Below are 19,156 nucleotides of genomic sequence, written 5' to 3' on the forward strand. Positions count from 1 at the left end.
CCGCTTGCGCAGCGCTTCTGTCACTGTATGCAAGGGGACGGACATCTGGCGAAGTTCCGGTCCGTTCCCGTCCACGCGAGCTTCCCCGAACCGTTTCCGCGGCCCCTCGGGCACCTGGCCCGGTCCCCCGCGAGGGGCCTTCGGGCGGGGCCGCGGGGCGCGGTTCGGGGCCCCGTCCAGGCCCCGGCCACCCCGGGCCGTTCCACACTTGTCGGTGGACGGGGCCACAATGGTCCGCGTCAGATCCCGCAACGGCAGTTGAAGGAGCCGCAAGCGCGATGGCCCGCCGCCGCACCAAGACCCCGCCGCCGGACGACTTCGAGGAGCGCATCCTCGACATCGACGTCGTCGACGAGATGCAGGGCTCCTACCTCGAGTACGCCTACTCGGTCATCTACTCGCGCGCGCTGCCCGACGCCCGAGACGGGCTGAAGCCCGTGCACCGCCGCATCCTCTACCAGATGAACGAGATGGGGCTGCGCCCCGAGCGCGGCTTCGTGAAGTGCGCCCGCGTCGTCGGCGAGGTGATGGGAAAGCTCCACCCGCACGGCGACGCGTCGATCTACGACGCGCTGGTGCGCATGGCGCAGCCCTTCTCCATGCGCCTGCCGATGGTCGACGGCCATGGCAACTTCGGCTCGCTGGGCAACGACGACCCGCCGGCCGCGATGCGGTACACCGAGTGCCGGATGGCGTCGGCCACCTCGCTGATGACGGAGTCGATCGACGAGGAAACGGTCGACTTCTCACCGAACTACGACGGCAGTGAGCAGGAGCCCGTCACCCTCCCCGCCGCCTATCCGAACCTGCTGGTCAACGGCACGTCCGGAATCGCGGTCGGCATGGCGACCAATATGCCGCCGCACAACCTGGGCGAGGTCATCGCCGCCGCCCGCCATCTGATCCGGCATCCGGCCGCCGACCTCGACACGCTGATGCGGTACGTACCGGGGCCCGATCTGCCGACCGGCGGCCGGGTCGTGGGCCTGAGCGGCGTCCGGGACGCTTACGAGACGGGGCGCGGCACCTTCAAGATCCGCGCCACGGTGGCCGTGGAGGACGTGACGGCCCGCCGTAAGGGCCTGGTCGTCACCGAGCTGCCCTTCGCCGTGGGGCCCGAGAAGGTCATCTCCAAGATCAAGGACCTGGTCGGCGCCAAGAAGCTCCAGGGCATCGCGGACGTCAAGGACCTCACCGACCGTGAGCACGGGCTGCGGCTGGTGATCGAGGTCAAGAACGGTTTCAACCCCGAGGCCGTCCTGGAGCAGCTCTACAAGCTCACGCCGATGGAGGAGTCCTTCGGCATCAACAACGTGGCGCTGGTGGACGGCCAGCCGCTCACGCTGGGGCTGAAGGAGCTGCTGGAGGTCTATCTCGACCACCGCTTCAACGTGGTCCGGCGGCGCAGCGAGTTCCGGCGCACCAAGCGGCGCAACCGGCTGCACCTGGTCGAGGGTCTGCTGGTGGCCCTCCTCGACATCGACGAGGTCATCCGCCTCATCCGGCAGAGCGAGAACGCGGCGGAGGCCAAGCGGTCGCTGATCGAGCGCTTCGGCCTCTCCGACATCCAGACGCAGTACATCCTGGACACCCCGCTGCGCCGGCTCACCAAGTTCGACCGGCTGGAGCTGGAGTCGGAGCGCGACCGGCTCAAAGCCGAGATCGAGGAGCTCACCCGGATCCTCGACTCCGACGCCGAGCTGCGCAAGCTGGTCTCCGGCGAACTGGCCGCGGTGGCCAAGAAGTTCGGCACCCCGCGCCGCACGGTGCTGCTGGAGTCGTCCAACGCGCCGGTGACCGCGGTGCCGCTGGAGGTCGCGGACGACCCCTGCCGGGTGCTGCTGTCCTCCACCGGGCTGCTGGCCCGCACCGCCGACGGCGAGCCGCTCCCGGTCGAGGGGAAGGCCAAGCGCGCCAAGCACGATGTGATCGTCTCGGCGGTCCCGGCGACGGCCCGTGGCTCCGTGGGGGCGGTGACCTCGACCGGGCGGCTGCTGCGGCTGTCGGTGATCGACCTCCCGATGCTCCCGGAGTCGGCCGCGCCCCCCAATCTGGCGGGCGGAGCTCCCATCGCCGAGTTCCTCTCGCTGGAGGACGGCGAGGAGCTGATCTGCCTCACCACCCTGGACGAGTCCTCACCGGGGCTCGCCATCGGCACGGAGCAGGGCGTCGTCAAGCGCGTGGTCCCCGACTACCCGGCCAACAAGGACGAGTTGGAAGTGATCGGCCTCAAGGAGGGCGACCGGGTCGTGGGCGCGGTGGAGCTGAGCACCGGCGAGGAGGACCTGGTCTTCATCACCGACGACGCCCAGCTGCTGCGGTATGCGGCGAGCCAGGTGCGGCCGCAGGGCCGCGCCGCGGGCGGTATGGCCGGTATCAAGCTCGGCTCCGGCGCCAAGGTGATCTCGTTCACGGCCGTGGACCCGGCAGCCGACGCGGTGGTCTTCACGGTCGCGGGCGCGAGCGGCACGCTCGATGACTCGGTCCAGCAGTCGGCCAAGCTCACCCCCTTCGACCAGTACCCGCGCAAGGGCCGGGCCACGGGCGGGGTGCGCTGCCAGCGGTTCCTGAAGGGCGAGGACTGCCTGGTCATGGCCTGGGCGGGTGCGACCCCGGCCCGCGCGGCGGGGGCCAATGGAGCCCCGGCGGCGCTGCCGGAGATCGACCCGCGCCGGGACGGCTCGGGCGAGCCGCTCGCCAAACCGGTGACGGTGGTGGCCGGGCCGGTGTAGTCCGGAGGCCGGCACGGCCCGTACGAGCGAAACGAGCGCGTAGGGGCGCGGCACCGTGAGGGTGCCGCGCCCCTCGCCCTTCACGGGGCCCTGGGCACCCGCGCCGTTGACGCCCCTCGGGTCGGTGTTCGCGAGGGCCGCCCCGATTCCGGAGCCGGGCCTCGCCTCGTTGTCGGGGTCGGCCGAGGGGTCAGTACGCGAGCCCCCGGGCCGAGGGCCCAGGACGAGCGCGATCCGCCACACGAGCGACCGCACCAGGCACCCCCGGTGAAGGCGGACCCTGGCCTGCCCCGGACGGCGGAAGCCACGGCGAACGATTCAGTGGCCGCTGCCGTTGCGCCGGGCGCGCATCTGCCGCAGGGCCAGGCGCGCACCGTCATGGCCACGGTCCGCCGCCCGCCGGAAGTGCCGCTCCGCCTCGCCGAGCTCGCCGTGGTCCAGGTGGACGGTGCCGAGCACCACCAGGGCCGAGAGGTCACCGGTCGCGGCGGCCTTGCCGAGCCAGTGGACCGCCTCCGCGTAAGCGCCCCGCCGGCCCAGCCCGATGCCGTAGACGGTCATCCCCCGCGGATCACCGGCCTCGGCAGCCTTACGGGCGAGCGATTCGGGAATCGGCCGCCCCTCGTCGTAGGCCGCCCGCACCATCGCCGTCAGCCCGGGATCCAGCGCACGCGTCCCGCGTCTCCCCCGGCGCCTTCGCCATCGCGCCCATAAGCCGCCCATATCCCCCCCCCTCCGCCCCCGGAGCGCCATTCTCCCGCCCGCTCCCACCCCCAAGGAACGGCGGATACGCGGCGGGATCCGGACTGCCGCCCCCCGCCGCACGGGGCCGATGAGGCGCCGTGCGGCAGCTCCCGCTCGCGGCTCCACCATGGCTCCGGCGTCCACTCGCGACTTCGGCGCGCGCAATCGATCAAGAGAGGTTAGGCTTACCTTCGTGAGCACGTGCGCGACCGCCTCCCGCGACCTGTCCGAGCCGCTCGCCGGGACGGCGGCCACCGCTTCCACCTGGCTGCTGGTGGAACAGCCCGGCCCCTGGGGCACCGAGGCCCTCACCTCCAGTCGGCTCGACAGGGCCGTCGGACGCGCGCTGGAGCGCGCCGCCGAAGGCACCGGCGTACGGGTCGCGCTGATCCGCCGCCCCGGCCGCCACGCCGATCTGCACACCGGCGCCCGGCACCGGGTGTTCGTGGCCCATACCCTGCCCGGCCGCTCCTGGATCCGCACCACCGCCCTGGACGACCCGGCGGGGCTGCTCGGCCTGGACTTCGCCGCGCTGGGCGCGGGCGACCCCGGCGGGCTCACCCTGCGGCCCCACACCCCCGCCGCCTGGGAGGAGTACACCGGCGACCCGCTGGTGCTGGTGTGCACCAACGGCAAGCGCGACCGCTGCTGCGCCCTGCTCGGCCGCCCGCTGGCCGGTGAACTGGCCGCCTCCGGGGTCCACGGCACCTGGGAGATCACGCATATCGGCGGCCATCGCTTCGCCCCCACCCTCGTCGTACTGCCGCACGGCTACACCTACGGCCGCGCCACCGCGCAGAGCGTCAAGGACGTCATCGAGGCGCTGCGCCAGGGCCGGGTCGTCATCGACGGCTGCCGCGGCCGCTCCGCCTGGGAGCGCCCCGGCCAGGCGGCGGAACTGGCCGTCCGCGAGCTGACCGGCGAGGACGGTGCCGACGCGCTGACCGTCGCACGGACCGAGGGCGAGGCCCCGGTCTGGTCCGTGACCGTCGCGCACCGCGACGGCCGGGCCTGGCGGGTGAGCGTCGCGCAGGTCGCCGGGGCGCCGCCGCGGCCGGAGAGCTGCGGTTCCCCGCTGGGCTCCCCGGCCCGGATGGAGGTCGTCGGGATCCACACCGGCCGACGGCCCGCACGCGGCGTACGCGCGATGGCCGCGGGCCGCCTCTGAACACCCGGGCCCGGCCCCATGGGAACCACGCTGTAAGTCCCGGGCCCGGCATCGTAGGAACCACGCCGAAGACCCCGCCGTAAGACCCGCGCCCGGCTCTGTAGAAACCACGCCGTAAGACCCGGGCCCGGCACCATGGGAACCACGCCGTAGGGCCCGGGCCGCGCTCCGTAAGGCCCACGCCCCCGGCCCCGTAGCGCCCCGGGACCGCCGCTCCCCGGCCCCTCTCCCGGGTCCTGGCGCGGTTCCCCCAGCCCGCCCTTGGTTACGCTTCGTTGCCATGAGCGCCGCGATACCGCCGGGGCGGTCAGCCGCGGCCACACGGTGGCGCATCGGCTGGCCCCGACGCGTCTTCTCCCAGGTCCTGCTGATGCAGCTGGCCATCGCCACGGGTGTCACCGTGCTCGCGACCGGCCTCTTCCTCGCTCCGCTCAGCGACCACCTCGACGACCAGGCCATGCGCCGTGCCCTCGCCATCGCCCAGACCACGGCCGCCGAGCCCCGGCTGGCCGAGGCGCTCCAGCACACCCGGCCGGCACCCGGCGGGCCGGTGCAGACCGAGGCGGAGCGCATCCGCCGCGCGACCGGCGCCGAATATGTCGTGATCATGGATCGGCACGGGGTGCGCTGGTCGCACACCTCCCCGGGCGAGATCGGGAAGCATGTCTCCACCGACCCCACCGACGCCATCCAGGGCCGGGAGGTCATGGAGATCGACGATGGCACGCTCGGCCGGTCGGCCCGCGGCAAGGTGCCGCTGCGCGCCGGGGACGGCCGTATCGTCGGCGCCGTCTCGGTGGGCATCGCCTACGAGAGCGTGCGCGCCCGGCTCGTCGCCTCGGTCCCGGAGATGCTCGCCTACGCGGGCGGCGCGCTCGCCGTCGGCGCCCTGGCGGCGTATGTGGTCGCCCGCCGGCTTCAGCGACGCACCCATGACCTGGCCTTCTCCGATATCTCCGCACTGCTCGCCGAGCGCGAGGCGATGCTCCACGGCATCCGGGAAGGCGTCGTCGCCCTCGACGCCCACGGCCGTATCCGGCTGGTCAACGATGAGGCGCAGCGGCTGCTGGAGCTGCGCCCCGAGGGCACCGGGCAGCCCCTGGAGGCGGTGCTGCCCCCGGGCCGTACGACCGATGTGCTGTCCGGGCGGGCCACCGGCGCCGATCTGCTGACCGTCAGCGGCGGCCGGGTGCTGGTCGCCAACCGGATGCCGACGGACGACGGCGGCGCCGTGGTCACCCTGCGCGACCGCACCGAACTGGAGCGACTGGGCCGTGAACTGGACGGCACCCGGGGGCTGATCGACGCCCTGCGGGCACAGGACCATGAGCACGCCAACCGGATGCACACCCTCCTGGGCCTGCTCGAACTCGAACTCCACGACGAGGCGATGGAGTTCATCACCGAGACGATCGGAGTGCACCGGGCCACCGCCGAGCAGGTCACCGAGCGGGTGCACGATCCGCTGCTGGCCTCCCTGCTGGTCGGCAAGGCCACGGTCGCCACCGAACGCGGGGTGGCGCTGTTTGTCGCCGAGGACAGTCTGCTGCCCAACCGGCTGGTGGATCCGCCCGGCCTGGTGACGATCGTCGGCAATCTCATCGACAACGCCCTGGACGCGGCGGTCGGCTCACGGGAGCCACGGGTCGAGGTGACCCTGTGCGCGGACGACCGTACGGTGCTGCTGCGGGTCTCCGACACCGGCCCCGGGATCCCCGCCGACCGGCGCGATGTCGTCTTCACCGAGGGCTGGTCGACCAAGGAGCCGCCCGCGCACGGGAAGCGCGGCATAGGGCTCGCGCTGGTCCGCCGCCTCGCCGAACGCCAGGGCGGCAGCGTCCGGGTGTCCGACCGCGAGGGCGGAGGCGCGGAGTTCACCGTCGTCCTCCCCGAGGCGCTGGCCGAACAGCCGGCCGGGGCGCCGCTGACCGCGACAGGAGAGCCACGATGACCCTTGGAACCGGACCGGGCGGGCACCTGGAGGTGCTGGTCGTGGACGACGACGTCCGGGTGGCCCGGGTCAACGCCGCGTACGTCGGCAAGGTGGCCGGCTTCCGCGTCGCCGGGCAGGCGCACAGCGCGACCGAGGCGCTGGCCTTCCTGAAGAACACCCCCGTCGACCTGGTGCTGCTCGACCACTATCTGCCGGATGAGACGGGACTGTCGCTGGTGCGGCGGCTGCGTCAGCTCGGCCACCACAACGACATCATCATGGTGACCGCGGCCCGCGATATCGCGACCGTCCAGGCGGCGATGCGCCATGGGGCGCTCCAGTACCTCGTCAAGCCCTTCACCTTCGCGGGGCTGCGCGCCAAGTTGGAGGGGTACGCGGCGCTGCGCCGTGCGCTGGAGGGCGACGGCGAGGCCGGTCAGGACCAGGTGGACCGGATCTTCGGAGCCCTGGGCGGGGCCTCGGCCGGCCCCGCCGAGCTGCCCAAAGGCCATTCGGCGCTCACCGCAGATCTCGTACGGGAGGTGCTGCGGGGCGCCGAGGGCCCGTTGTCGGCGCAGGAGGTGGCCGAGCGCTCCTCGCTCAGCCGACAGACCGCCCAGCGCTATCTGAAGCTGCTGGAGAGCACGGGCCGGGTGCGGCTCAGCCTCAAATACGGCGAGACCGGCCGCCCCGAACACCGCTATGTGTGGGTCTGAGCCCTGCCCTCGCGCTCATGAGGCCGTGCCCGCCCATGAGGCCATTAGGCCGCGCCCGCTCCGGTGAGGGCGCGCACCTCCGTCTCGGCGTGCTTGGCGGCATGGCCGGGGACGTCCGCGGGCGCGGGTGAGGTGACCGTTCCGAGCCAGCCCGCGAGGAACCCGAGGGGCACCGAGACCAGGCCCGGGTTCCGCAGCGGGAACAGGTGGAAGTCCACCCCGGGGAAGATCGCGTCCGGGCCGCCGGAGACCACCGGGGAGAGCACCACCAGCACCACCGCCGGAAGCAGCCCGCCGTAGACCGACCACACCGCGCCGCGCGAGGTGAACCGCCGCCAGAACAGCGAGTACAGCAACACCGGAAGGTTCGCCGACGCGGCGGCTGCGAACGCCAGCCCCACCAGGAACGCCACATTGAGGTCCTCGGCGAGCAGTCCGAGTCCGATCGCGGCCGCCCCGATCCCCACCGCGGCGATCCGCGCGACCACCACCTCACCGCGCGGCGTGCGGTGCGCCCGCCGGCGCAGCGAGCCATAGAGGTCATGGGCGACGGAGGCCGAGGAGGCGAGGGTGATGCCCGCGACAACGGCGAGGATGGTGGCGAAGGCGATGGCGGCGACGACCGCGAACAGCACCGTGCCCCCGGTCGATCCGGCGCCGCCGCCGAGGTCGAGCGCGAGCAGCGGAACGGCCGTGTTCCCGGCCGCACCGGAGGTCCGCACGGCATCGGAGCCCAGCACGGCGGCCGCGCCGAAGCCGAGCACGATCGTCATCAGATAGAAGCCGCCGATCAGACCGATGGCCCAGATCACCGAGCGGCGGGCGGCGCGGGCGGTGGGCACCGTGTAGAAGCGCGAGACGATGTGCGGCAGCCCGGCGGTGCCCAGCACCAGGGCGAGGCCGAGGCTCACGAAGTCCAGCCGGGCGGTCCAGTCGCCGCCGTACGTGAGCCCGGGGGCGAGGAAGTCCGCGCCGTGGCCGCTGTTCCGCGCCGCGGTGCCGAGCAGGGCGTCGAGATCGCCGCGGAAGCGTACGAGCACCAGGGCGGTCAGCGCGATCGCCCCGCCCATCAGCAGCACGGCCTTCACGATCTGGATCCAGGTCGTGGCGCGCATCCCGCCCAGCGCCACGAAGACCACCATCAGGGTGCCCACGCCGATCACCGTCCAGGCGCGGGCGCGGCCGCCCGTCTCCCCGATCAGCAGGGCGATCAGACTGCCCGCGCCGACCATCTGGGCCACCAGATAGAGCACACAGACCGTGACCGAGGAGACACCCACGGCGATCCGGACCCGGCGCTCCCGCATCCGGGCGGCCAGCACATCGGCCAGGGTGAACCGGCCGCAGTTGCGGACGAGTTCGGCGACCAGCAGCAGGACCACCAGCCAGGCCACGAAGAAGCCCACGCAGTAGAGCACCCCGTCATAGCCGAACAGCGCGATGAGACCGGAGATCCCGAGGAAGGACGCGGCCGACAGATAGTCCCCCGCGATGGCGAAGCCGTTCTCCATCGGGGAGAACAGCCGCCCGCCCGCGTAGAACTCCTCCGGCGAGCCGTGCCGCCGACGCCCCGCCCAGGTGGTGATCCCCAGGGTGACCGCCACGAAGACGCCGAAGAGCAGCAGTGCCAGGCTCTGGTGATTGCCGGTCACCGCCCGCGCCCCCGCATCATCTCCTGTGTCACCCAGCGGAGTTCGAGCGCGACCCGGTCCCTGCGCAGCCGTGCGTGCCGGGCGTATGCCCAGGCCAGCAGGAAGGTGGTGGCGAACTGCGCGAGCCCCGCGACCATCGCCACATTGAGCGCGCCCACCACCGGGCGGGCCATCAGATCCGGCGCGGTGGTCGCCGCGACGACATACGCGAGGTACCAGATGAGGAACGCGGCGGCCGCCGGGAACGCGAACCGGCGGTAGCGCCGGCGCACCTCCTGGAAGGCGGCGCTGCCGTGCACCTCCGTGTAGACCTCGCGGGCGGCGGGCGGACGCGCGCGACGAGGTCCGCTGTCCGTGTCGTCCGCCTCGCCCCAGCCGGACGCGAGCGCGTCGTACCACGGGTCCTCCAGGCGCGCCGCTCCCGTAGCGCGCGCGTTGTGCATGTCCACCCCGAACACTCCTTGTTCACTACCGCATTCGCCCCGTGACCAAGGATGGGCAGATCAGAAAGATCCAGGACCCTTCAATACCGGACGTTCACCCCATCAGGTGACTCAGGTGATGAACAGCCCGGAAACGGCGCCCCAGAAGGGGCACCCCGGAAGCGGGCCGGGCGGTAAACGACGGCGGGGCCTCCCGGGTGGGAGACCCCGCCGAACCGGCCCTGCCGGCGAGCCGCATGCCGGACGTCAGACGTCGATACGCGACCGGTCCAGGGTCGCCGCCGAATTGGTGATGAACTCCTTACGGGGCGCGACCTCATTGCCCATGAGCAGGTCGAAGGCGCGCTCGGCGGCCTCCAGGTCGCTGATGTTGATACGCCGCAGGGTGCGGTGGCGCGGGTCCATCGTGGTCTCCGCGAGCTGGTCGGCGTCCATCTCACCGAGACCCTTGTAGCGCTGGATGCCGTCCTTGTAGCGGACCTCCCGGCGCTGGAGGTCCAGCAGCGTCTCCTGGAGCTCCTGGTCGGAGTAGGTGTAGAGGTACTTGCTCTGCCCCCGCTTGGGGTTCACCAGCTCCACCCGGTGCAGCGGCGGCACCGCCGAGAAGACCCGCCCCTGCTCGACCATCGGCCGCATATAGCGCTGGAAGAGGGTCAGCAGCAGACAGCGGATGTGGGCACCGTCGACATCGGCGTCGGCGAGGAAGATCACCTTGCCGTAGCGCGCCTGGTCGATGTCGAAGGTCCGGCCCGATCCGGCCCCTATCACCTGGATGATCGCGCCGCACTCGGCGTTCTTGAGCATGTCGGCGATGGACGACTTCTGTACGTTGAGGATCTTGCCGCGGATCGGCAGCAGCGCCTGGAACTCGGAGTTCCGGGCCAGCTTGGCCGTACCCAGCGCCGAGTCCCCCTCGACGATGAACAGCTCGCTGCGGCCCACGTCGTCACTGCGGCAGTCGGCCAGCTTCGCGGGCAGCGAGGAGGACTCCAGCGCGGTCTTACGGCGCTGTGCCTCCTTGTGCTGGCGCGCCGCGATACGCGTACGGGCCGCGGCCACGACCTTCTCCAGGACGGCGCGGGCCTGCTGTTTGGCATCCCGCTTGGAGGAGGTCAGGAACGCCTTGAGCTCCTTGGCGACCACATTGGCCACGATGCGGGAGGCCGCCGAGGTGCCCAGCACCTCCTTGGTCTGGCCCTCGAACTGCGGCTCCGCCAGCCGGACGGTCACCACCGCCGTCAGGCCCTCCATGGCGTCGTCCTTGACGACGTCGTCCTCGGCGACGCGCAGCAGCTTGGCGGCGCGCAGCGCCTCGTTCACGGTCTTGGCGATCGAGCGCTCGAAGCCGGAGACATGGGTGCCGCCCTTGGGGGTGGCGATGATGTTGACGAAGGACTTGATGGTCGTGTCGTAGCCGGTGCCCCAGCGCAGCGCGATGTCGACGCCCAGCTCACGGGTGACCTCGGTGGGCGTCATATGGCCGCGCTCGTCCAGGACCGGCACGGTCTCCTTGAAGGTGCCCTGCCCGGACAGCCGCAGCACATCGCAGACGGCCTTGTCCTGCGCGAGGTACTCGCAGAACTCGCTGATCCCCCCGTCGTAGTGGAAGGTCTCCTCGACCGGCCCCTCCTGCCCCTCCAGGCCCCGCTCGTCCCGGACGACCAGGGTCAGCCCCGGGACCAGGAAGGCGGTCTGCCGGGCACGGGCGTGCAGCGTCTCCAGGGAGAGCTTGGCGTCCTTGAGGAAGATCTGGCGGTCCGCCCAGTAGCGGACGCGGGTGCCGTTGCGGGTCTTGGGGACCCTCTTGCCCTTGAGGAGGCCGCTGGACGGGTCGAACGGGGCGTCCGGCCCGGATTCGGTGAAGATCCCCGGGACGCCGCGGCGGAAGCTGATCGCGTGGGTCTTGCCGTCGCGGTCCACCTCCACGTCGAGACGGGCGGACAGCGCGTTCACCACGGAGGCGCCGACGCCGTGCAGACCGCCCGAGGCCGCGTACGAGCCGCCGCCGAACTTCCCGCCGGCGTGCAGCTTGGTCATCACGACCTCGACGCCGGACAGCCCCGTCTTGGGCTCGACGTCCACCGGGATACCCCGGCCGTTGTCCCGCACCTCCACGGAGGCGTCGTCGTGGAGGATCACCTCGATGTGGTCGCAGAAGCCGCCCAGGGCCTCGTCCACCGAGTTGTCGATGATCTCCCAGAGGCAGTGCATGAGGCCACGGCTGTCGGTCGAGCCGATGTACATGCCGGGGCGCTTGCGCACTGCCTCGAGCCCCTCGAGGACGAGAAGGTGCCGCGCGGTGTAGTTGGAGCCGCCCCGGTCTGCCCCGGTCAGCAGCGCAGTGGACGGCACGGACGTGTCGGCGGTCACGCGGTTCGCTCCTCGCTGAATTTCTCTTGGCCCAGCTGTGGGCACGATGGTGGCATGTTCGCCCGTCAGAGCGTACCGAGGCTTGATAGAGCCTTTGTGCCGCCACCCGTTGAAACGTCCATGCTAGTCGCACCAGCCACCGTTTCGCTCGTACGTTCGATACCTCATGGCGGTGACGCACAGATCACGTTCCCTTTCAGGCATGAACCATTTAGGCTCCGGGCACGTCCTCATTCACAACCGGCAACCCGGCCGGGAGGGCAAACCAGACAATCGACGCGAAACATCAAAGCTAGGCAATACGGCTCATTCGCCGCCAAACGTCACCATCCGGCCTACTCAGAAGCAATTTTTGAGAAAAAGCCACGAGCGGGAACGATTTCAGGCTGGTTGGATGTTGACCCTGGTACGACAGCTCGTCGAGCTAGAGAAGAGGCGACGTGACTACTGTTCTGACCCCCGCGAGCCCGTTGACGGCCGCTGACCGCTGCGACCGCTGCGGCGCCCAGGCGTACCTGCGCGTCGTGCTGATCAGCGGTGGTGAACTGCTCTTCTGCGCCCACCACGGGCGCAAGTTCGAGCCGGAACTCAAGAAGATCGCCGCGGAAATACAGGACGAGACCGAGCGGCTCACCGCCGCTCCGGCGTCCGCGTCCAACGACGAACGCTGACGCCTCACACCCACGACGACGAGCGACGCCGGCCCAGGGCCGGGTTCCGGGCGGTCTGCCCCCTGAGCGGGGCGGCCGCCCACGCTCGTATCGCGGGCTTTTCCGCATGACCCCACGGGCCCTCCGGGGCTCGTCCCAGGCTTCACCCCGGTCCTTCCGGGCTCCACCGCCACCCCGGCCTCCGCGTCAGCCATGGGCGGCCACCAGATCGGCCACGGCCGAGATCCTCGTGTAGACGCCGGGCCGCCCGGCCACCGCGCAGCCGCTGCCCCAGGACACCAGGCCCACCAGCCGCCCCCGGGCCACCAGCGGCCCTCCGCTGTCGCCCTGACAGGCGTCCCGTCCGCCGTCCGGCAGCCCCGCGCAGACCATGGACCGCGGGTCGTAGTCCCCCTCCGCGTTCCCCGGGTAGGCCCTCTTGCAGACGGTGTCGGCCAGCACCTTCACCGTCGCGGTGCGCAGCGCCGAGGCGTAGCTGCCATCGCCTTCCGTATCGCCCCAGCCGTAGACCGCGGCCCGTTCACCCGCCTTGTACGCCAGGTCGCCGGTGCGCGCCATGGGGATCGTGTAAGCCGCCGGCACCGCGACCCCCAGGGTGAGCACGGCGATGTCCCCGCCCCTGTTGTCGCCCTCGTACGCCGGATTGACCCACACCCGCGCCGGCGGGTACTCCACCCCGTCGGTCTTCCGCAGATCGTTGCGACCGATGATCACCCGGAGGTCCCGCACCTCCCGCCAGTCCTTGCCGAGCACCCCACGGCTCAGGCAGTGGGCCGCCGTGACGACCGTCGTGGGGGTCACCACCGCCCCGCCGCAGAACTGGCCGGACCTCTTGTCGCCGAAGAGCGCACGGCTGGCCACGGCCACCGCCCAGGGCGCCTCGACCGTACGGGCCGGATGCCCGCCGATCACCACACGGTCGGCCGTCGCCGGACCAGGCGCGATGAGCACGATGGCGAGCGCGGCGGCCAGCGGTACCGCCAGGGCGACGAGGAGCGCGCGGGGCGACTTAGGCATATAGCCTCCTGACCATACGGAACGAGTCGCACACTCAGCGTTACCCCCTCCGCCCCGAAGTGCATCCCGAGTGGGCCAAGCGGGGAACATTTCGCCGCGACAGCGCGAAGGCCGGGCTCCCCGAGGGGGCCCGGCCTTCGCGCGGCACCGCCTCCGTTACGAGGCGGTGGTCCGTATCAGTCCAGGTAGTCGCGGAGGACCTGGGAGCGGGACGGGTGGCGCAGCTTCGACATCGTCTTGGATTCGATCTGGCGGATGCGCTCACGCGTCACGCCGTAGACCTTGCCGATCTCGTCGAGGGTCTTCGGCTGGCCGTCGGTGAGGCCGAAGCGCATCGAGACCACGCCCGCCTCACGCTCGCTGAGCGTGTCGAGCACGGAGTGCAGCTGCTCCTGGAGCAGGGTGAAGCTGACCGCGTCGGCCGGGACGACCGCCTCGGAGTCCTCGATGAGGTCACCGAACTCGCTGTCGCCGTCCTCGCCCAGGGGGGTGTGCAGCGAGATCGGCTCACGGCCGTACTTCTGGACCTCGATGACCTTCTCGGGGGTCATGTCGAGCTCCTTGGCCAGCTCCTCCGGGGTGGGCTCACGGCCCAGGTCCTGGAGCATCTGGCGCTGGACGCGCGCCAGCTTGTTGATGACCTCGACCATGTGCACCGGAATACGGATGGTGCGGGCCTGGTCGGCCATGGCTCGGGTGATCGCCTGACGGATCCACCAGGTGGCGTACGTGGAGAACTTGTAGCCCTTGGTGTAGTCGAACTTCTCGACCGCGCGGATCAGACCGAGGTTGCCCTCCTGGATGAGGTCCAGGAAGAGCATGCCGCGGCCCGTGTAGCGCTTGGCCAGCGAGACCACCAGACGGAGGTTGGCCTCCAGGAGGTGGTTCTTGGCACGGCGGCCGTCCTCGGCGATGATCTCCAGCTCACGCTTGAGCTTGGGGGCCAGCTTGTCGGAGTTGGCGAGCTTGTCCTCGGCGAACAGACCGGCCTCGATGCGCTTGGCGAGCTCGACCTCCTGCTCGGCGTTGAGCAGCGGGACCTTGCCGATCTGCTTGAGGTAGTCCTTGACCGGGTCGGCCGTGGCACCAGCCGCGGCGACCTGCTGCGCGGGGGCGTCGTCCTCGTCCTCGTCGGAGAGCACGAAGCCCGCGTTCTCCGGCTCGCCCTCGGCGCCTTCGGGACCGGGCTTGCCCGGCGTCTCCTCGATGACGTCCTCGCCCTCGAGAAGCTCGTCGGTGACGTCCTTCTTGGTGGCGGTGGTCTTCTTCGCGACCGTCTTCTTGGCGGCGGCGGTGGTGGTCTTCTTGGCAGCCGCCTTCTTGGCCGTGGCCTTCTTGGCTGCGGCCTTCTTCGCGGGGACCGCGGTGGTCTCACCGACCGGGGCGGCGCCGGTGTCCGCCGCGGGGGCGGCCGGGGCGGCGGGGACCTTCTTGGCAGTGACCGTCTTGGCCGCGACGGTCTTGGTGGCGGTGCGCTTCGCCGGGCTCTTCGCTGCGACGCTCTTACGGGTGCGTTTGGGCGCCTCTGCGGCACTGACCATCAGCGTCACACCCTCCTCGTCGAGGATCTGGTTGAGGCTGCGCAGTACGTTCTTCCACTGGGTTGGCGGAATCTGGTCAGCCTCGAAGGCCCGGCGCACATCGTCGCCGGCGATCTGCCCCTCAGCCTTTCCCCGCTCGATGAGCGCCATGACAGACTCCGACTCGGCGATCTCCGACGGGAGCGTACGGGATGTGCTGGCCGACACGAACAACCTCTCGGAACGTTGGAAACGGCTTCCGGCTCAGTCCGGTGGGGACCGGAGCCGACGACCGCCGGCAGGGATGAACCGACGGCGCGGGCGGAGTGCGGAGGAGTACAGCGTTTACGAGCGACATCCGTATTCCCTCCGCGGCTGCCACCTCTTTAATCATCGCGCTGTCTCAAAGAGCGTTACGCCCAATACTCGTGGCCCGAGTCACACCCCATAACGGTCTTAATGCCCATCCAACGGGACAGAAAACTCCCGGTCGCGCACCGACGGGAGTCGCACGGCGCTGATCGATCGATCGCGCCGCGCCGCCGAACCCGCGGCGCGGGATCCGGCGGCGCCCTCTCGTACGCCGTACGGCATCCATCGGGCCGGTGCTCACCGCCGACTGACACCGCCTTGCCGTACGTCGTACGCCGCACGCTCCGGACACCCGGCGATCCGGGGTCCGGACGCGCCGCGGATCAGTGCTCGCGCGGCGCGGGCACCCCGACCTCGGCATGATCGAGATCCGGGTGGACGGTCAGCAGCTGGCGCATCGCCGCCTCGGCCGCCGTGGCGTCGCCCTCGCCGATCGCCTCGACGATCCGGCGGTGGTGGGCGACGCCCGCCTCGGTGAGGCGGTCACAGCCGGAGATCGGGGCCCCGGAGACATGGAGCGCGGCGGCGACGATGCCCGCCAGGTGCTCCAGCATCCGATTGCCGCCGACCTGGAGCAGCAGCGCGTGGAACTCGGCGTCGGCGCGGGAGAAGGTGAGGCTGTCACCCTGCGCCAGCGCATGGTTCATGATCTCGACCATGTCGGCGAGCCGCTGCTGCAGCTCCTCGCGGCCATGACCGGCGGCGAGACGGGCGGCCAGCGGCTCGATGGTCCAGCGCAGCTCGCACAGCTCACGTCGCTGGTCGTCGCGCTGCGGGCCGAAGGCACGCCACTCGATGATGTCCGGGTCGAGCAGATTCCAGTCGCTGACCGGACGGACCCGGGTGCCCACATTGGGGCGGGCGCTGACCAGGCCCTTGGCCTCGAGGACGCGCAGCGACTCCCGGACGACCGTGCGGGAGACCTCGAAGCGCTGGCCGATCTCCTCGGGGACGAGCGGACGGTCCGCACCCAGGTCACCGGAGACGATCATCTGGCCCAGCTGCTGAACGAGTTGGCCGTGCAGCCCGCGGCCCCGGTTGCCGGCCGCGCGCCGGCCCACCCGGCCGATCTCCGCCTCGGCACCGTCCCAGGAGGCGGGGGCGCTGCCGCGGTCGGCGCCGGGGGTGTCGGCGTAGGAGTAGCGGTCAAGCTCGCCCGAACCGGCCAGGCCGGAGTCGGCGGGGCGAGCCGCGGTCATCGTGGTGTGCGCAAGGGTACTCACGCATCCTTTGTCGGCGACGCCTCGGAAGCCCTTGAGGTCTTTGGTGAAAAGCACACGAAAGGGTGATCGCCCATTACCTCATAATTGACGCTCAATCGGACAGAAAGAAGCATCCTTCGGGGAGTTGCGAGCAGATCGCGCGATGAGTGTGCGAATCCGCTTCGGGCTTGATCCACGGGCTCCGGACGGGCCGGTCGGTCGGCGGGCTGAGCGACCGGCGCGGACCGGGCGGCCGATGGGTCGGGCCCGGCCGCCCGGCGCGGGGCTGGTGGGTGGGTGCTTTGGCGGGTGCTATTGGCGGGTACTCCTGCCACGCAGACCAGTGAGGGCGTAGGCACACAGCAGGACGGCGACCGACAACATCAGGGCCTGTCCGACGGGTTGGGACGCGAGCCGCAGCGCGACCGCAAGCCCTCGGTCGATCATGGAGGGCGGCCGCTCCAGCGTCGCGGCGCGCAGCCGGTGCGGCAGCATGACCAGCGAACGCAGCGACGGATCCTGCGCCGCACGCTGGACGATGGGCACCGCGAGGATCGGCACGGCGAGCAGGGTGGCCAGCCCGAGCGCGGTGGACCGGAAGACCCCGGCGGCGAGCAGCCCGGCCCATGACGAGCCGATGGTCAGGCCGAAGACGCCGACCACCAGCTCGGGCCAGTCGCCCGGCAGCGGTACCGCGTTACCGCCGACGAGCAGCAGGAGCGCCGCACTGTCGAGCACGATGACGCCGAGCGACAGCAGGACCGCACCGGCCGCGCAGATGGCGAACTTGGCGGCCAGCAGCCCGATTCGGCGGGGCACCGCGTCCCGGGTCGCGGCCAGTGCCGGGTAGCGGAACTCGTCCCCGAAGGCGAGGGCTCCCAGAAGGCCGGCCGCGATGGCGACGGGAGGCAGCGGGAGGTCGGCGGGCCAGCCGGTGAGCCGGTGCAGCTCCCCGGTGGCGCCCGCACGGGCGAGCAGCACCGAGGCGAGGAGGGAGGCGACGATGGAGGCGACGCCGATCAGCCAACCGGTCCGTACACCGATGGCACGGCGCAACTCATAGCGCATCGGCCAGGCGGGGCCGGGGAAGCGGAGCTTGGGCAGCAGACGCAGCGGAGGCGCCTCGGGGTCGCGGGCACGGGCGCCCGCGACGGTCCCCGGGCCCAGATCGGCGGTCTCCTCGACCAGCCGGTGGACCACGATGTTGTGGCGGTAGGCGGTCTCCCCGACGGTTGCGGGGGACAGACCGTAGACGGAGATGTGGGTCTCGTCGTCCCGCACCACGGAGAACGGGTCGGCGACGGCGGCGACCGGCTCTTCCTCGACCTCGGTTCCGGAACCGGTGGCGGTAGTGGTACCGGTGGCGGTACCAGCAGCGGCCCCGGTGCGCGCGCCGGCCGCTTCGGAGTCGGGGGCGGGGGACTGGGCAGGCGCGGGGACGGGGGCAGGGACAGGGACGGCCTTGTCGGGCTTGCCGACCTTGCTCGCCTGGCCGACCTTGCTCGTCTTGTCGGGCCGGCTCGCCTGGTCGTCAGCCACGGCTTCCGCGGTGGCCTTCTTCGCTTCGGCCCGGGCAGCGGCGCCCGGGGCGACGGGCCGGGCCTTCCTGACCTTGCGCCAGATTGTCCGCTTCCTGGTCTTGGGCCCGGCGCCCTCGCCCTTGACGACGTCGCCCCCGTCGGCGACGTCGGACTGGACAGCGTCGGGCTCGGCGGCCCCCGCCTTGGCCGCGAGCTCGGCCGCCGCCCGGGCTTCCTCCTCCGCCCTGGCCTCGGCCAACTGCCGTGCGGCTTCGACCTCCTCCTCCAGGACGGCGGCGAGCCGGCCGACGAGCGGCGAGTGGACCACGACACGGGGGCGCAGCCGGGTGCGGGCGAACTCGTCCACCGACTGATCGGCCACCAGCCGGCCCGATTCCAGGGTGAGCACCTGGTCCGCGAGGCGGATGACGCCCTCGGCGTCCTCGGTGGCGACGAGGACGGCGCCACCGTGGGCGGCGAATTGGCGCAGCAGCCCATGGAGCCAGGCGGTCTCGCGGGCCGACAGGCCCCGTGCGGGCTCATCGAGGACCAGCGTGTGCGGGTCCCCGAGCAGAGCGGTGGCGAGCCCGAGGCGACGCTCGGCCCCGGTCGACAGATCGCCGAGACGCTCGTCCGCCAGATCGGTGAGACCGACCACGTCGAGCACCACATCGGCGCGTGCGGCGGCCACCCCGGCCGCGGCACCGAGCATCCTCAGATGCCCCCGCACGGTGCGGCCGGGGTGACCGGGGACGTCCTCGAGGAGAACGCCGATCTCATGAGCCGGGCGCCGGATGCGATGCAGGGGGCGGCCCCGGAAGAAGGCGGAGCCATGGCCCCGGTCAAGCTGTAGCAGAAGCCGCAGCGCGGTGGTCTTGCCCGCGCCGGGGGCGCCGAGCAGTGCGGTGACCCTACCCGCCGGGGCCTCGAAGGTGAGGTCGTCCACGACGGGAGGGTGGTTGCGGCGGGGGGTGCTGGTCAGTCCGGTGGCCTGGATCATGGCTTCTCCCGCGGGGCATGGAACCGCTCGACGGCACGTGGGGACTGGCGGCGTACCGGAGAACATTAACCCGCTATGTCCTATTTCTTCGCTACA

General features: G+C 71.5%; 13 protein-coding genes. 5 read left to right on the forward strand and 8 right to left on the reverse strand.

All coding sequences use genetic code 11. From position 1 onward, the window contains the following. Nucleotides 1-278: 278 nt before the first annotated feature. On the forward strand, nucleotides 279-2,732 hold the full coding sequence (locus NQU54_RS18015; RefSeq protein ID WP_257631954.1) for a DNA gyrase/topoisomerase IV subunit A: 2,454 nt from the start codon (nucleotides 279-281) through the stop codon (nucleotides 2,730-2,732). A gap of 318 nt (nucleotides 2,733-3,050) precedes the next feature. On the opposite strand, the gene NQU54_RS18020 is transcribed toward NQU54_RS18015, so the two are convergent. After that, complete coding sequence (locus tag NQU54_RS18020) at nucleotides 3,051-3,377, reverse strand: SEL1-like repeat protein (RefSeq protein ID WP_231981262.1); 327 nt, start codon at nucleotides 3,375-3,377, stop codon at nucleotides 3,051-3,053. A gap of 292 nt (nucleotides 3,378-3,669) precedes the next feature. Here NQU54_RS18020 and NQU54_RS18025 point away from each other — a divergent pair, with 292 nt between their 5' ends. From NQU54_RS18025 to NQU54_RS18035, 3 genes are all read left to right on the forward strand, one after another. Further along, complete coding sequence (locus NQU54_RS18025) at nucleotides 3,670-4,644, forward strand: ferredoxin family protein (RefSeq protein WP_257631955.1); 975 nt, start codon at nucleotides 3,670-3,672, stop codon at nucleotides 4,642-4,644. A gap of 280 nt (nucleotides 4,645-4,924) precedes the next feature. Next, nucleotides 4,925-6,595, forward strand: coding sequence for an ATP-binding protein (locus NQU54_RS18030; RefSeq protein WP_257631956.1), 1,671 nt, complete (start codon nucleotides 4,925-4,927; stop codon nucleotides 6,593-6,595). Next, nucleotides 6,592-7,293 (forward strand): response regulator, encoded by a 702-nt coding sequence (locus tag NQU54_RS18035; RefSeq protein ID WP_257631957.1) that lies wholly within the window; start codon nucleotides 6,592-6,594, stop codon nucleotides 7,291-7,293. Before NQU54_RS18030 ends, NQU54_RS18035 begins: the two co-directional genes overlap by 4 nt. Nucleotides 7,294-7,337: 44 nt before the next feature. Here NQU54_RS18035 and NQU54_RS18040 read toward each other — a convergent pair whose 3' ends face one another. The 3 genes from NQU54_RS18040 to NQU54_RS18050 all read right to left on the reverse strand — a co-directional run bounded on the left by NQU54_RS18040 (nucleotide 7,338) and on the right by NQU54_RS18050 (nucleotide 11,758). Next, complete coding sequence (locus NQU54_RS18040; protein WP_257631958.1) at nucleotides 7,338-8,945, reverse strand: monocarboxylic acid transporter; 1,608 nt, start codon at nucleotides 8,943-8,945, stop codon at nucleotides 7,338-7,340. Further along, nucleotides 8,942-9,394 carry a DUF485 domain-containing protein gene (locus NQU54_RS18045; RefSeq protein WP_174884461.1) on the reverse strand — a complete coding sequence of 151 codons (453 nt, stop codon included), beginning with the start codon at nucleotides 9,392-9,394 and terminating at the stop codon, nucleotides 8,942-8,944. The genes NQU54_RS18040 and NQU54_RS18045 overlap by 4 nt, the downstream gene beginning before the upstream one ends. Nucleotides 9,395-9,634: 240 nt before the next feature. After that, complete coding sequence (locus NQU54_RS18050; protein WP_257631959.1) at nucleotides 9,635-11,758, reverse strand: DNA gyrase/topoisomerase IV subunit B; 2,124 nt, start codon at nucleotides 11,756-11,758, stop codon at nucleotides 9,635-9,637. A gap of 440 nt (nucleotides 11,759-12,198) precedes the next feature. Between NQU54_RS18050 and NQU54_RS18055 the strand changes: the two genes are divergently transcribed. After that, nucleotides 12,199-12,429: a DUF7455 domain-containing protein gene (locus NQU54_RS18055; RefSeq protein ID WP_069867857.1), complete on the forward strand. Its 231-nt coding sequence runs from the start codon at nucleotides 12,199-12,201 to the stop codon at nucleotides 12,427-12,429. 186 nt (nucleotides 12,430-12,615) lie between these two features. Here the strand turns inward: NQU54_RS18055 and NQU54_RS18060 are convergent, their stop codons facing one another. The 4 genes from NQU54_RS18060 to NQU54_RS18075 all read right to left on the reverse strand — a co-directional run bounded on the left by NQU54_RS18060 (nucleotide 12,616) and on the right by NQU54_RS18075 (nucleotide 19,060). Further along, nucleotides 12,616-13,446 carry a S1 family peptidase gene (locus NQU54_RS18060; RefSeq protein ID WP_093704857.1) on the reverse strand — a complete coding sequence of 277 codons (831 nt, stop codon included), beginning with the start codon at nucleotides 13,444-13,446 and terminating at the stop codon, nucleotides 12,616-12,618. Nucleotides 13,447-13,622: 176 nt separating this feature from the next. After that, on the reverse strand, nucleotides 13,623-15,200 hold the full coding sequence (locus NQU54_RS18065; protein WP_257631960.1) for an RNA polymerase sigma factor: 1,578 nt from the start codon (nucleotides 15,198-15,200) through the stop codon (nucleotides 13,623-13,625). A 461-nt stretch (nucleotides 15,201-15,661) separates the two neighbouring features. Next, the gene (locus NQU54_RS18070; protein WP_308408494.1) at nucleotides 15,662-16,615 is read right to left on the reverse strand and encodes a FadR/GntR family transcriptional regulator; all 954 of its coding nucleotides are present in this window, start codon (nucleotides 16,613-16,615) and stop codon (nucleotides 15,662-15,664) included. Nucleotides 16,616-16,852: 237 nt separating this feature from the next. Next, nucleotides 16,853-19,060: an ATP-binding cassette domain-containing protein gene (locus tag NQU54_RS18075; protein ID WP_257631962.1), complete on the reverse strand. Its 2,208-nt coding sequence runs from the start codon at nucleotides 19,058-19,060 to the stop codon at nucleotides 16,853-16,855. Nucleotides 19,061-19,156: the final 96 nt, after the last annotated feature.

It is taken from the genome of Streptomyces malaysiensis subsp. samsunensis (genome assembly GCF_024519315.1).
Classification (GTDB): Bacteria; Actinomycetota; Actinomycetes; order Streptomycetales; family Streptomycetaceae; genus Streptomyces; species Streptomyces malaysiensis.